The organism is Mucilaginibacter sp. (assembly GCF_028288205.1).
GTDB lineage: Bacteria > Bacteroidota > Bacteroidia > Sphingobacteriales > Sphingobacteriaceae > Mucilaginibacter.
Window position 1 is genome coordinate 33226 of the sequence record NZ_JAQBOD010000003.1, and the last position, 14441, is coordinate 47666.

11 protein-coding genes are annotated in these 14441 nt (G+C 40.0%); 7 read left to right on the forward strand and 4 right to left on the reverse strand.

Features of this window, described 5'->3' with window-relative positions; genetic code table 11:
- The first annotated feature begins 28 nt into the window (after nucleotides 1-28).
- Together JWR23_RS00285 and JWR23_RS00290 are read left to right on the forward strand one after the other, a co-directional pair.
- Nucleotides 29-811, forward strand: coding sequence for an ABC transporter ATP-binding protein (locus JWR23_RS00285; protein ID WP_299511476.1), 783 nt, complete (start codon nucleotides 29-31; stop codon nucleotides 809-811).
- A 12-nt stretch (nucleotides 812-823) separates the two neighbouring features.
- Complete coding sequence (locus JWR23_RS00290; RefSeq protein WP_299511478.1) at nucleotides 824-1573, forward strand: ABC transporter permease; 750 nt, start codon at nucleotides 824-826, stop codon at nucleotides 1571-1573.
- A gap of 273 nt (nucleotides 1574-1846) precedes the next feature.
- Here the strand turns inward: JWR23_RS00290 and JWR23_RS00295 are convergent, their stop codons facing one another.
- Nucleotides 1847-4267 carry a M1 family metallopeptidase gene (locus JWR23_RS00295; protein WP_299511480.1) on the reverse strand — a complete coding sequence of 807 codons (2421 nt, stop codon included), beginning with the start codon at nucleotides 4265-4267 and terminating at the stop codon, nucleotides 1847-1849.
- 47 nt (nucleotides 4268-4314) lie between these two features.
- Entirely contained in the window at nucleotides 4315-4893 is a 579-nt protein-coding gene (locus JWR23_RS00300; protein ID WP_299511482.1) for a HupE/UreJ family protein, read from the reverse strand.
- A gap of 55 nt (nucleotides 4894-4948) precedes the next feature.
- Here JWR23_RS00300 and JWR23_RS00305 point away from each other — a divergent pair, with 55 nt between their 5' ends.
- Entirely contained in the window at nucleotides 4949-5464 is a 516-nt protein-coding gene (locus JWR23_RS00305) for a DUF6702 family protein (RefSeq protein ID WP_299511484.1), read from the forward strand.
- A gap of 165 nt (nucleotides 5465-5629) precedes the next feature.
- Here JWR23_RS00305 and JWR23_RS00310 read toward each other — a convergent pair whose 3' ends face one another.
- On the reverse strand, nucleotides 5630-7255 hold the full coding sequence (locus tag JWR23_RS00310) for a glycosyltransferase family 39 protein (RefSeq protein ID WP_299511486.1): 1626 nt from the start codon (nucleotides 7253-7255) through the stop codon (nucleotides 5630-5632).
- Between the two features lie 402 nt (nucleotides 7256-7657).
- Between JWR23_RS00310 and JWR23_RS00315 the strand changes: the two genes are divergently transcribed.
- Entirely contained in the window at nucleotides 7658-9163 is a 1506-nt protein-coding gene (locus tag JWR23_RS00315) for a hypothetical protein (protein WP_299511488.1), read from the forward strand.
- Between the two features lie 170 nt (nucleotides 9164-9333).
- Here JWR23_RS00315 and JWR23_RS00320 read toward each other — a convergent pair whose 3' ends face one another.
- On the reverse strand, nucleotides 9334-9801 hold the full coding sequence (locus JWR23_RS00320) for a VOC family protein (RefSeq protein WP_299511490.1): 468 nt from the start codon (nucleotides 9799-9801) through the stop codon (nucleotides 9334-9336).
- 344 nt (nucleotides 9802-10145) lie between these two features.
- Between JWR23_RS00320 and JWR23_RS00325 the strand changes: the two genes are divergently transcribed.
- From JWR23_RS00325 to JWR23_RS00335, 3 genes are read left to right on the forward strand one after another with little or no spacing between them, the layout of a single operon-like run.
- A complete protein-coding gene (locus JWR23_RS00325; RefSeq protein WP_299511492.1) occupies nucleotides 10146-11867 on the forward strand; it encodes a carboxypeptidase-like regulatory domain-containing protein in 1722 nt (573 codons plus the stop codon).
- Between the two features lie 40 nt (nucleotides 11868-11907).
- The gene (locus tag JWR23_RS00330; RefSeq protein WP_299511494.1) at nucleotides 11908-12966 is read left to right on the forward strand and encodes a carboxypeptidase-like regulatory domain-containing protein; all 1059 of its coding nucleotides are present in this window, start codon (nucleotides 11908-11910) and stop codon (nucleotides 12964-12966) included.
- Between the two features lies 1 nt (nucleotide 12967).
- Nucleotides 12968-14161, forward strand: a complete 1194-nt coding sequence (locus JWR23_RS00335; RefSeq protein WP_299511496.1) for a carboxypeptidase-like regulatory domain-containing protein — start codon at nucleotides 12968-12970, stop codon at nucleotides 14159-14161.
- Nucleotides 14162-14441: the final 280 nt, after the last annotated feature.

Here is a 14441-nt window from a genome sequence, read left to right on the forward strand (position 1 = left end):
CACTCTAACACCTAAATCATAATAAAATATGGCTATTGAAGACGATAAGTACATTTTACAAGTAGAGGGCCTTTATGTTAACTACGGCAACTTTGTTGCGGTAAATAATGTAAAATTTGAAGTATTAAAAGGAGAAATTTTTGGTTTGCTTGGGCCTAATGGCGCGGGTAAAACCAGTACCCTTAGCGCTATTGAGGGACTGCTGAAATTTAAAAACGGAACTATTATTGTTGATGGGCAAGACGTACAAAAAAAGCCTTTACACGCGCGTGCATCAATGGGTGTACAGCTGCAATCAACCAGCTTTCAGCCGGAGTTGAATGTGGTGCAAATACTTCAACTGTTTTCGGGTGTTTATGGTGTGCCGATGAGTAAAGATCAGATTAAGGGTACCTTAAAAGATATTAACCTGGAGGATGCTGCTACTAAAAAATTCGGGCAGTTATCAGGCGGGCAGCAGCAACGCGTATCGCTGGTAATTGCAACTATTCATAACCCACGGTTGGTGCTGTTAGATGAGCCTACAACAGGCCTTGACCCGCAATCGCGCCGCCAGCTTTGGGAACGTATTGAAGCCATACGCGAAAAGGGCCACGCGGTTTTATTAACCACACACTCTATGGAAGAGGCAGAAGCCGTTTGTGATCGGATAGCTATTATTGATCATGGCCGCGTAATAGCTATTGATACGCCACAATCGCTTATTGATAAACATCGAGACGAGCCGGAAGTAATAGCCGTTTCGCGCCGTGGAAAAGTAACTTTAGAAGATGTGTTTATTGCCCTAACCGGCAGCGCTGTGCGCGCCTAATTTAAAAATCAAATGGAAACAGTGATACCTAAAACATCCACCGTATTTATAACTTTACTAAGGGCCGATCTGGCCACTTTGTTCAGTAATCGCCGGTCGGTTATAATTTCATTATTAGTACCTGTTATTATCCTTATATCTTGGAAAGGGATGATACCGCAAATGGGTGGTCCGTTTGCACTTTCTACTGCAATAACCATAGGGTTAATGGCCATAGGTTTAATGGGTTATACTATATCTATATCACGCGATAGAGATAAAGGCATTTTTCAGCGTTTGCGTGTAGCGCCGGTACCCGGCTGGGCAATCATGGCAAGCCGCATAAGCATCCAGCTGGTTATGATCATGATATTAACCCTCGCGGTTTTTATTGTAGGATTTGAATATGATAAAATAGCACTTAGCGCGCAGGGATATTTACTCACCTTTGCTGTAGCCATTTTGGGCGGAGCGGTTTATCTTAGCCTTGGGCAGTTAATTGTGGGCCTTGTTAAAAACCCCGAAACTGTTAATGCAACTACGCGCCTTACCTATTTCTTATTTATGATGGTTGGCATGTTTGGCGAAATGGGAGCATTGGGCCCCCAGGTAAAGCAGGGCGTGCATTGGTCGCCATACGGTTCAGTTAAACTCATGCTGGCAGCAAGTATGGACCCTGTTAAATGGAATAATGATACTACTGCTACCGTTTTAGTATCATTAGGTTACGTAATTATATTTGCCGGGATTGGCATTAAGAATTTTAAATGGAACACTAAATAGAGTTCTTCAAAATTGTCATTCTTGAATGATAGCAAAGCAGGCGGATTGAAATGCCTATATTTTTTCGCTATCATTCAAGAGATAGTTCCCGCTACCGCTCGAAATGAGAGCGCGTTTTATAATGACATGTTTTAATCGTAACGTGTCATTTTTAGCTTCAAAGTCCTTGGGATTTTATAACTCAGAACGACAAAAAAGATTTTAGGAGGATAAGAACCTAACAAAAAAGCCAACTGTATAGTCGGCTTTTTTGTTAGGAAAGATTGCTTAATATTATTTAGCAACCTCCATTGGGTTTACACCCACAGATTGGCCACGGCCCGCAGCAGCAGTTTTCTGTTTAAATATTGCGAATTTTGATGGTGCAGGCATTTTACCCCAATAGTTATTGCTTTCATCAATATCGGCTGTTTCACGCAATGGATCTAATTTAATTGACGCTACTTCTTTATCCTGCACATAGAATTTAGACGCTGTTTTTTCATTAAGCCTCCATATTTGTGCAGGTATCCTGTCAAGCATTTTGGTGCCATCGGTAAAAGTAAACTCAACAATAACAGGCATCACCAATCCGCCTTTATTACTAAAAGATAATGTGTAAAAATATTTACCGGTATATTTTGCTGCTTCATCACTGCTAAGCGGATCAGTTGCTATACCGCCTGCTGGTGGCATGTTTTTTAGCATGGCGGCAAACTTAACGGTATCAACCCCAACCAGGCCCCTGTCATACTTCCAATAAAAGTCATGTGTAGCAGTATCCAGGTCAGTTTGAAATGGCTTGCTCTTATCATTACGGTTCTTGATCTTAGATATATCATCAAAGCTGTTTACAGCCGGGGGAGCTACCTTATTTGGATTGCCGGGAGCAAAACCACCGGCTCCGCCAAAACCTCTTCCGGCAACTGGTTTTCCATTTATATCAGCCCTTGCTACTTTTACAGAATCTAACGCGATGTCGCAAGCTTCGGTACCGTAGAACCAGCCTCTCCAAAACCAGTCAAGATCTTCGCCGCTGGCATCTTCCATTGTGCGGAAAAAGTCGGCAGGGGTAGGGTGTTTAAAGGCCCAGCGCTTAGCATATTCTTTAAATGAATAATCAAACAGCTCCCTACCCATTACAGTCTCTCTTAATATGTTTAATGCAGTTGCCGGTTTGGTATAGGCATTAGGGCCAAAGCGTACAATGTTTTCAGAATTGGTCATGATTGGCTCCAACTCATTTTTTGGCAGTTTCATATAATCTGTAATGGTATAAGCAGCGCCTTTTTTGCTTGGGAAAGTATTGTCCCATAGCTCTTCTGTTAAATACTCTACAAACGAGTTTAATCCTTCATCCATCCATGTCCACTGGCGCTCATCACTGTTTACTATCATCGGGAAAAAGTTATGCCCAACCTCGTGGATAATTACCCCTATCATACCGTTTTTGGTTCCTTCGCTATAGGTGCCGTCTTTTTGAGTACGGCCATTATTAAAACAGATCATTGGGTACTCCATACCGTTTGATGCCTCAACACTTTGTGCAACAGGATAAGGATATGGAAAGGTAAAACTTGAATAGGTTTTTACGGTATGAGCAACTAAACGGGTTGAGTATTTGCTGTAAAGCCCATAAGCCTCTTTGCCATAAAAACTCATGCACATTACTTTTTTGCCGCTTACATCCTGGCCCATAGCATCCCATATAAATTTACGTGATGATGTCCATGCAAAGTCGCGCACGTTATTGGCTTGGAATACCCAGGTCTTTTTTGCCGGGGATGGGGCAGTTTCTGCCTTTTTAGCTTCGGCAAGGGTTACTACTTCAACCGGTACTTTTGAAGTACGGGCCTTTTGGAAACGGGCTAATCTTTCAGGGTTTAATACAGCGGCATAGTTAATACACTCGCCTGTACCGCCAACTACATGATCGGCAGGTACAGTAATTTGTACTTTAAAATTACCAAACGTTAGCGCAAATTCGCCGCGGCCGGCAAACTGGTGATTTTGCCATCCCTGGAAATCACTGTAAACACATAAGCGCGGGTACCATTGTGTCATGGTAAAAAGGTAATTACCATCACCCGGGAAATACTCATAACCACCACGGCCGCCAAATTTTAATCTGTCGGATATTTTATAGTTCCAGTCTAAATTAAATACAAATTGCTGGCCAGGTTTTAAAGTTTCCGGCAATTCAATACGCACCATTGTTTTGTTGATAGTATATTTTAGTTTATTACCTAAAACATCCGTCAGTTTGGTAATAATATCACCGTAACCGTTATCTGCAGAATGATTGTCGGAAGTTGTAAATGCATCCAGGGCTTGTACCGATCCGCCGCCTCGCGGAGCAGTTGAACTGGTTGGGTAGGCGGCATTTCTTAAATTGTTATGCTCATTCTCATCCAATTGCAGCCATATATAAGTAAGCGGATCAGGCGAGTTATTGTAGTAGGTAATGGTTTCGCTGCCGGTAAGCTTTTGTGTCTTTTCGTCCAGCTCGCACTTAATATTATAATCGGCACGCTGTTGCCAATATTTGGTACCCGGTGCGCCGCTTGCAGTACGCTGCTCGTTAGGCGTATTTAAAATAGTGCCTAACTGCTCAAATTTGTTGCCATGATTACTGCCCGGATTATTTTGAATATCCTGGGCAAGTATGGCCGTTGAGGCCATAGCTAACAAAACGCTTGTAAAAAGTAGTTTCATACTTGTTAGTGAAGTTAATTTATGTGTAATAAGAAATCAGTTTTATTTTATAGCGGCAGTCTTTCAACTGCCATTTTAATTGCTAACGCAAAAACTCCTGCGGATAAAAAAAATATCCAGTCTCTGCGTGGCATCTTGCCGAAAGATAGAAAAAGATAGGCAAATATTAAAATTATTCCTACAACAAATATTTGCCCGGCCTCTAAACCAACATTAAAACCAAACAAACCCATGCCAATGGTTTGATCTTTAGCCAGCATAATACGTACGGCATTGGCAAACCCCATGCCATGTATCAGCCCAAAGCCTAATGCCAGGTAATAGTTAATTTTTGCGCTCGCGCCTTTTCTGTCGATCTGTATAATATTGTTTAATGCAGTGATAAATATAGTGCAGGGTATTAAAAACTCTACCCATTTAGTGGAGAAGCGGATGACATCCGTAACGCTTAATGCTAATGTTAGGGAATGACCAATGGTAAAAGCCGTAACCAGTATCAATACCTGTTTAATATTTTTAAAGGTATATACAGATGCCAATGCCAAAATAAACAACTGGTGATCCAACGCGTCGACACTAATGATGTGGTGCCAGCCAAGGCCGAAATAAAAAACAAAATCAGACATAATAAGAATTAGCGTTGAAAGCGCTAAATTTAGCACGTTTTTACATTATTGTGCTATGGCCTCCTTGTTTTATAAATCTATATTGTGTTTTTGCCTGTTAACCGGAGCAATGTTTGGTAAAAAGCCTGCTCCACATCCCCTGCATGTAAGCACTACCGACATTAGCTATAATGCTCAGGACAATAAACTGGAAGTAATATGCACCATTTTTACAGATGATTTTGAAGCTGCTTTGGCAAAGCAATACCATACCACCACAGACCTTACTAAATCAGACATGCATGCAGCTATGGATAAAATGGTAAAAAGTTATGTGTCTGCAAATGTGCATATAAAAACCACTGCTGTGCCCTTGTCCTTTAATTACATTGGTTATGAAATAAACAAAGAAGCAGTGAATGTTTATTTTGAATCGGAAAAGACACCCACCCCCAAAAAAATAGATGCCGAGATAAGTTTATTGCATAACCAGTTTAATGACCAGTTAAACATTGTACACATGACGGTTAACGGTACCCGCAAAAGCGAGAAGCTGGATTATCCTGATAAGAAAGTAATGCAGACTTTTTAGCATTACCCGAACATCCTCCCCGTAAGGCTACACTTTGCGGTCTGCGGTTAAATTTTTACCGCAAAGTACACAAAGGAGTCACAAAATAACGCAGAGCGCTGTATCCGAAAATATAATGCTGTTTCACTTTTGTAATATCAATACAGCCTTTAGATGAGGCTTTTTTTAATTGCCAAACGGCGGTAAACCCATCAACTGTCTGTACAGCGGATAGTCCGGAAACTTATTAGCCGATTCATGAAAATTTTTGCAATAGTACACCTGTAAATGCTCCTCCACAATTCCGCCGCGTATTACGGGGATATCAGCCAGTTTAGTAACACTGTCAAAAAATGGCTTGGCATCATTATCAACCGTTTCCTGGTGATCTTCGCCAACGATAACGCAATCTTTGCCTACCAGCGTTTTCGGATCAACTAAAAAAGCCATGTTACGGGTATCGCGGTTAAAGCAGATAATATCTTTTTTACCTTTCAGCGCCCAGTCAACCTTGCCGGTTAGCCACCAGCGGGTACTGCCGGCAAAAACGTTTTTATTTGCTATCCAGCCTTCTTTTTCAAAGCGGGTCATGATGTCATCAAAATCAACCCCTTGAATGGTAGGGTCAACTGTACCCCCGCCCAGGCTCACTACCCATTTAGGGCCATAGCTTTGCCAGAAACCAGTGGTCATGTGCAAACCAAGTACGGTAATAGTTATAATAGTGAAGTAGATAGAAAAATTAAGCCACCTGCGGGTGAGGCGTTTTGGTTTCTCATCAGCACTGTTTAATCTTTTATCAATAGCAAATCCCAACGGCATAAACAGCATCATGTAACCGGGTGCCTGCCAGTGAAAATGGTACTGCAGATCGGCCCATAAAGTAATTACAGTAAAGAATACTATAGGTAATACCGACATCCAGAAATTAAAACCATATTCGGCCTGTACGCGTTTTTTGTAGGATATAAATAATTGCTTTATGGTAGGGAACCATATCCATGGCAACAACCATACTGCCTGGCCTAATATACTGCGGATGAACCAATCTAAATGTATCCGGAAAGGCTCATGGCGTGTACCGGCTCTTTGACCCTGCCAAACAAACGATACCCAGTTATTTTTATAGTTCCACCAGATGATGGGCAGGGCCATTATAATGGTTATTAATATTGCCAGGTATGGGCCGGGATGTTTTAACCAGTGCCGCTGGTTTTTATTGGTGCTGATAAACATAAATACCCCGGCAAACAGAAATAATACGTGGTACTTACTCAATGTAGCCAGCCCCATACATATGCCAATGGTTATCCATAGTAAATACACTTTGCGGCTATTGGTTTTTGGGTCGGGGGGGAGGGCGTCGCCAATGCCTAATACCTTAACTATGTACCAGGTGCTAAGTAACCAAAAGAACATTAACGGTGCGTCTGGTTGGTACCAACAGGCAACCCCTACGGTAAATAATGCGCTTAAATTCATGACGGTTACCGCCCAAAATCCGGCTGCAGCATTAAACAATTTACGACCAAGAATAAACAACAGCCAGCTTGTACCGGCAAACATTAACACATCAGGAAAGCGCAGCCCTAAATTGGTTAAGCCCAATAGCCGGATGCTTAATCCGCCCAGCCAGAAAAACAAAGGCGGTTGGTCAAAATAGCTCCAGTCAAGATGGATGGCCCCCCTAAAATAATATGATTCGCCATTACCCAAACCCGTATACGCGGCAATAAGCAAGCGGATGAAAAAAGTAACAATTATTAATACCAGCGTATATTTTGCGGCGTTTTGTTCTGTTATTTTTTTCATTTAGAGGAGTGAATTTTTTAACCGCTGCAAGGTCCTGATTTTTTTAAATAAAATCAGGATTTATTTTTTCCGTGCCATGAAATTGTACCCAGGGCAAATGCATTAAAAAAAAATCCACCATCCCAACCCTCTTTCCGCACAGCGAAGAGAGGGTGATCGAGCGACTTAGCGATGATCGGGTGAGTACTAACAAAGCGACATTACCGCCAATGCCCGGTGGCGATTACTCACCCCGACTACGCTACGCTGGTCGGCCCTCTCTTCGCTGCGCGGAAAGAGGGCAAAGAAATTTTAATGCCGTTTGCCCTGAAATTGTACCCGCTTCTATAGCGTGAAGATAGAAATTTTATTAAATTGCAATGGATATTTACCAATTGTATCCCTCAATTTAAACCTGTAATAATGAGAAAATTCGCGTTCCTTTCGGCAGTATTTGCCATTTTGTTTAGTTTATCCGCATTAGCGCAGCAAAATACTTTAGGTGTTTTTGATGGACAAGCCGATGTTGGTGCAAAAACCAAACCCGGTTCGGGCACATATTTGCCGCAAACACAGCAATATATCCTTTCGGGTGCCGGCGAAAATATCTGGAACGCCAGCGATGAGTTTCATTTTATGTACAAGAAAATGAAGGGTGATTTTATCCTTAACGCCCGTGCTGATTTTTTGGGATGGAACGGTGTAGAGATGCATCGTAAAATGGGTTGGATGGTACGTAAATCACTGGATGGCAATTCGGCACATGTTAACACGGTTGTGCATGGCGACGGGCTTACTTCACTGCAATTTAGGCGCACGGCAGGTGCTAAGACCGAGGAGATCCATTCAAAAACAGATCATGCCAGTATTATACAGTTAGAGCGCAAGGGCAAAACCTATACCATGCGCGTAGCTAAATACGGTGAGCCTTTTGTTACCGAACAAATAACAGATATTGATTTAGGCGATGATGTATACGTTGGCGTTTTTATTGGCTCACATAATGCTGATGCTAATGAGACCGCTGCATTCAGCAATGTGCGGATAGCGGTACCTTTCCCGGATAATAAGAAAATGGGAATGATATTGGGCAGTAATGTAGAGCTGATGGAAATAGCTACCGGCAACCGTAAGGTTGTCTATACCGTTCCGTACTCTATACAAGCACCTAACTGGACACCGGATAACAAATTGATATTCAATGATGAAAAAGGGCTATTATATAATTTTGACCTGGCAAGTGGTAAATCATCAATAATTAATACCCCCGGTGTAAAGAATAATAACGACCATGTGCTTTCTTTTGACGGTAAAATGCTTGGCCTGAGCAGTAATACCAAACAGGGTTCTATTGTTTATACAGTACCGGTTGCAGGCGGCACCCCTAAGCAAATTACACCTACGGGGCCGTCTTATTTGCATGGTTGGTCGCCGGATGGGAAGAGCCTGGTTTTTTGCGGACAACGAAATGGCGATTTCGATATTTATAAAGTACCCGCAGGTGGCGGTCCCGAAGTACAGCTAACCAACACCAAAGGACTGGATGACGGCCCCGAATATACGCCCGACGGAAAGTACATCTATTTTAACTCTGTACGCTCGGGATTGATGCAAATATGGCGCATGAAGCCCGACGGAAGCGGGCAGGAGCAGGTAACCAACGATGATTACAATAACTGGTTCGCCCATATCTCGCCTGATGGGAAATGGATGGTTTTTATTACGTTTTTAAAAGAAGAAGTTGAGCCGGGCGCGCATCCGGCATACAAGCATGTTTATATCCGTTTAATGCCTGTGGCAGGTGGCAAACCAAAGGTACTGGCCTATTTTTATGGCGGACAAGGTTCTATCAACACCCCATCATGGTCGCCTGATAGTAAGCAGATTGCTTTTGTTAGTAATAGCGATATGGGGGAGGTTGTAAAATAGTAACCCTGCGCCTTTTGCTCACCCCGACATCGCTACGCTTGTCGACCTCTCTTCGCTGCGCGGAAAGAGGGCCGTTTGAGCGAAATTAACCCTCTTTACCGTGAAGGTGGTCGGGCGAAGCAAAGACCGGGTGAGTCTTCGCCGCCGTTCTCGCCCTTTAAAAAGGGGGCTTACTCACCGGCTTTCTTCAATACTGCAATATCCAGCTTGCTCATTTTAAGCATGGCCTGCATTACGTTGTTTGCTTTTTTGGGGTCGCTGTTATGCAACAGCTCGCCAAGATTATAAGGCACAACCTGCCATGATAAGCCAAATTGATCTTTAAGCCAGCCGCATTGGCTTTTTTGGCCTCCTGCAGATAGCTGTTCCCAGTAATAATCTATTTCGTCCTGGCTTTCGCAGCTTATAAAAAACGATACAGCTTCTGTGAATTTAAACATGGGGCCACCGTTCAATGCCATAAATTTTTGACCCTCCAGCTCGAATGTGGCGGTCATGATGGTTCCTTTTGGGCCGGGACCGGCATCGGTATATTTTACCTCGTACAATAGCTTTGAGTTTTTAAATACAGAAGTATAAAATGCTATGGCCTCGCCAACATTGTTGTCGAACCATAAAAACGGGGTTATCTTGCTCATAATTTCTTTATTAGGTTAATGCTTAATAGTTGGTTTATTTGGCAATTATTTAACATGTTTATTTTCAATGTATTGCAATTTTAGGTGTACCAAGGTGTACCAACGTGTACATGGTACAGTACAGTAATAATATTTAACGGGTATAGGTTTATTGTTTGCATTTGCCTATAAACAAATATAGTTTCAATAAACAGCAATAACAGGGTGCGTACAAGACAATTTTAGGGATGATTAAAGACAGGGATAAATGATTGTATCTATCCCCCGGTTTTTTAAAAATGGAGTATTTAGCATATATCCATATAAATGATGAGATTAGTAATGCCAATTAAATATTGCTTACCATGAAGCTTAGCATCATATTGCTATTAGGTATTTGTATAAATGCTACCGCAAAGGTATCTGCCCAACAAATAAATCTTAAAGAAGTAAATGCTCATCTTGAAACAGTATTCAAGGAAATAGAAAAGCAAACCAATTATACCTTTATTTATACAAAAGAGCTACTAAAAAAAGCCAGCATTGTAAATGTAGAAATAAACAACTTACCCTTAAATGAAGCTTTAAGGCTGATGTTTTTAGGACAGCCACTCGATTATACTATGTATAAAAGAACAATTGTAATTAAAGAAGTTGCCCAACAAACTTATTCAATAAGCGGTACTGTGAAAGACGAAAATGGAACAATCCTTACCGGTGTTATTGTTTTTATAACTAATACAAAAAAAGCTACGTCAACAGATGGTTACGGAAAATTTATATTAAACGGACTACCAACCGGAGATTACGAATTGGTAGCCAAAATGGTAGGATTTACAAATCATATAGAGACGATCAAGATCAAAGATAAATCTATCAATATTAATATTAAACTTAAGGAAAGTAACACATTACTTAATGTGGTTACAATAAAAGCTATACCTCCCGGTAAGCAAAGTAAAAGAGACTTAAAATCATTCATCAAAAATTTTATTGGTACCTCTGTCAATGCCGCTCAATGCAAAATTTTAAATCCCGAAGTACTTAATCTGCATCCGGGAAAAAAAGGGCAGTATATACTTGAAGCAAACGCTGATGATTTTCTGATAATTGAAAATGACGCGCTTGGCTACAAAATTAAGTATCTATTAAAAAAATTCATCTATTATTATAAGTACGATATCTGTTATTATGACGGCAGCCCTTATTTTGAAGAGCTTGAGGGCAATGAACAACAGAAAAAACAATGGGCAAATAACCGAAGAAAAGCTTACATGGGTTCGTATCGGCATTTTTTTCGATCCGTTATGAATAATACATCAAGAACGGAAGGGTTTTATACATATGTTTTAAATAAAAGCGCACCCTGGCTGAAACCTTTTAATATTGACAGCCTGGCGGTAACAATTAACAAAGATCATAAAGAATTTATATTAAAACCTTACGGTACCCTCAGGCCCGATCTGTACATTTATTATACAAGGATAGCATATGAAGAATACGAAGATATTAAGAACGTGAGTCAATTAACCTGGGTAACCCAGTGCATTGATACGGTAATGATTGATAAAAACGGGAGCACCTCATCTGCCGGATATGAGCTTTTTAATAGTCGGTCTGCAATTAATGGAAATAGGGGTATTACAGATGGTGTGGGTTTTAGTTTTTGGGGCAAATGGACATATCAACGTGTGGCTGATATGACACCTTTAGATTATTTTGCAGAGCAACTGCCAGATGAGTATATTTCTGATAAATATCATTTGGTAGCCATAGATGCTGCGGATAAACAAAGCATATCTTACTTTGATCGTGCGGCAAATGATTTTAAACCTGTTATTAAAGAAAATGTTTTTGCAGCAGGCTATAATAACAAGTATATAATAGCACAGCAGCATCCCAACAATAGCAATGATATTGTTAATTATTATATTTTGCCATTAAAAGGTAAAAAGAAAACCGGTAATGATTTTGGGTTGATAGGCCCATTATCTTTAAATGAGTTTGAACAAAAAAGAAAAGAATTAAAATTGGAGGGTGTTAATTTTAGTATAGTTCACAATGATGTCGAACAATCAAAACAATAACCGATATTGTAAACAATTAAATCTAACCTAAAAACATTTAATGAAAAACTTCATCTGCCTGGTGCTGATATTTATCAGCATAGGCATAAAGGCTCAAACTTATTCTATAACCGGTACTGTGAAAGATGATAAAGGGGCGCTATCCGGCGCTACGGTTTTTTTGACCAATACAAAAAAAGCAACATCAACAGATGCTTCGGGCAGATTTATGCTGAACGGATTACAGCCGGGATCATACGAAGTAGTTATAAATATGATTGGTTTTATTTCTGATAAACAAAGCATCAAATTAGAAGAGAAATCGCTTGATATTGCTTTTAAGCTAAAAGAAAGCAACACCATGCTTAGAACGGTTACCATAAAAGGCAAAGCTATAAAGCAAGATCCGCAGGATTTAAGAATATTTACGTCGAGTTTTCTTGGTTTTTCTGGCAATGCACCACAATGCAAAATATTAAACCCCGAAGTGCTGAGCTTTAAAAAAAATAACAAAACCGAAATGCTGGAGGCTAAAGCAGATGATTTCCTGGTGATACAGAACGACGCGCTTGGCTATAAACTGAAATACTTGCTAACTAAGTTTCAGTACCAATTTAGAAGCGCAATATGTTATTTTGAAGGCGATCCCTATTTTGAAGAAATGAAAGGCACCGACGAGGAGCAAAAGCAATGGGAGAAAAACAGGATAGCAGCTTACCTGGGCTCGTGCAGGCATTATTTTAAAGCGGTAATGGCCGGCAATTCGCGCGCGCAGGGATTTTATACTTATGAATACAGGCAAAAATTATCAGCAAAAGAGTCGCCGTTAAGACGGCTTATTGATGTTGATTCGGAAATGGTGGCGGTTAATAAAAATTTTAAAGTGATGCTGGCCCGCCAGACAGTTTTAAAAAAGGACACGATAAGATCTACCCTGCATATTTACTATTTGAACCAGATAAGCCAGATAAAGCAGTTTGTTGATACCATAACGGTTGATAAGCGAGGTGTTATAACACCAGGTAATGGCTTTTATTTTAATGGTTACTGGGCAAGCCAAAGAATAGCCGACCTAACACCTCTGGATTATTTTGTTGACCCATTGGAGGAAAAGAAATAATATGAAAAAACTGGTTTGTGTTTTATTGGTATTTATAGCTTTTAACGTAAAGGCACAAACTTATTCTATAGGCGGTACGGTTACCGATGAAAAAGGGGCAACTGTTAGCGGGGCAACCGTTTTTTTAACTAATTCTAAGTATGTCACTTCAACAGATAATGCGGGGAAATTTAGCTTCAATAAATTACAATCGGGCAGTTATGAGGTGGTTATTAAAATGGCAGGGTTTATTGCGGTTACTCAAAGTGTTATAGTTCAGGAAAAACCGGTTTACTTATCTATCCGGTTAAAAGCAAGTAACACCATACTTAATTCAGTAACCATACGTGGGCGTCCTGATCCAAAAAGGGAAGAATATCTGGCGCAATTTATTAAAAATTTTATTGGTGAAACTGTAAATGCACAACACTGCAAAATATTAAATCCTGAAGTTTTAAGTTTTCATTATAACAAAACAACAAAATTTCTTACAGCAAGCGCTGATGACTTTATTGTAGTTGAAAATAAAGCGTTAGGTTATAGGCTTAAATATCTGTTAACCAAGTTTGAGTTGGATATAAATAATTATATATGTGGTATTATAGGGTCGCTGTATTTTGAGGACTTAAAAGGAACGGCAGCCGAACAAAAAAAATGGGCGAATAACCGCCGAATAACGTATTTAAGCTCCAGCAGGCATTTTTTTAGGGCGGTAATGAATAATACAACAAAAGCCGAAGGTTATCTGGTTTATCAAAATATAAATGACCCTGCCATAATAACGGCGGTGCATAAAGGATCACCGGCAGAAATTATTGAATTTTATCAAACTGCACCTACCGGCAAAATAAAAAGGTATGCTGTTAAAATTTCAGATGTCAATTCTTTGTTTATTGATGATAAGAAAAACTTTAAAACGCTGAAGAAGGATGTTGCACGGCTGGGATTACTTATTATTTATACGGGACAAAAACAATCGCCTTTGTTCTATAAAACGGGCCAGTCTTATAATTTGCCTATACCGCTTCCGGCAAAGCAAAGGCGTAACATGCAGGTATCCCAAATCATATCGCTTATGGATGTGGTAACGATAGACAAAAATTACGAATGGCTCGCAAAAGGTTTTAGATATTCCGGATATTGGTCATGGTTAAGAACAGCCGACCTGGTACCAATAGATTATTTTGTTAACCCATTGGATGAAAAGAAGCAATAATTATTGTAGCTGACTGATATTCCCTGGTTGATTATCAGGTTATGAATTAAATTTATTCGTAAAAAAGCTGACGATAAGTTGTTTCCTATTTTTTGTTTCACAGACGGTAATCTTGTTTCAAAAATTTGTTTCACCACTTCAAAAATTGGCAATCTGCAATTGTTTGATTATCAATGATAAAACTTAAAATTACACTTAAAAATACTGACGAATAAGTTGTTACATTTTGTTACATCACTTTTTCGCAATTGTCTAACAATCAATATTTTAAGTCAAAATC

Bases quoted from the DNA above. Each gene is read 5' to 3' on its own strand.
- JWR23_RS00285 (WP_299511476.1), top strand. From the start codon at position 29: ATGGCTATTGAAGACGATAAGTACATTTTACAAGTAGAGGGCCTTTAT.
- JWR23_RS00290 (WP_299511478.1), top strand. From the start codon at position 824: ATGGAAACAGTGATACCTAAAACATCCACCGTATTTATAACTTTACTA.
- JWR23_RS00295 (WP_299511480.1), bottom strand. From the start codon at position 4,267: ATGAAACTACTTTTTACAAGCGTTTTGTTAGCTATGGCCTCAACGGCC.
- JWR23_RS00300 (WP_299511482.1), bottom strand. From the start codon at position 4,893: ATGTCTGATTTTGTTTTTTATTTCGGCCTTGGCTGGCACCACATCATT.
- JWR23_RS00305 (WP_299511484.1), top strand. From the start codon at position 4,949: ATGGCCTCCTTGTTTTATAAATCTATATTGTGTTTTTGCCTGTTAACC.
- JWR23_RS00310 (WP_299511486.1), bottom strand. From the start codon at position 7,255: ATGAAAAAAATAACAGAACAAAACGCCGCAAAATATACGCTGGTATTA.
- JWR23_RS00315 (WP_299511488.1), top strand. From the start codon at position 7,658: ATGAGAAAATTCGCGTTCCTTTCGGCAGTATTTGCCATTTTGTTTAGT.
- JWR23_RS00320 (WP_299511490.1), bottom strand. From the start codon at position 9,801: ATGAGCAAGATAACCCCGTTTTTATGGTTCGACAACAATGTTGGCGAG.
- JWR23_RS00325 (WP_299511492.1), top strand. From the start codon at position 10,146: ATGAAGCTTAGCATCATATTGCTATTAGGTATTTGTATAAATGCTACC.
- JWR23_RS00330 (WP_299511494.1), top strand. From the start codon at position 11,908: ATGAAAAACTTCATCTGCCTGGTGCTGATATTTATCAGCATAGGCATA.
- JWR23_RS00335 (WP_299511496.1), top strand. From the start codon at position 12,968: ATGAAAAAACTGGTTTGTGTTTTATTGGTATTTATAGCTTTTAACGTA.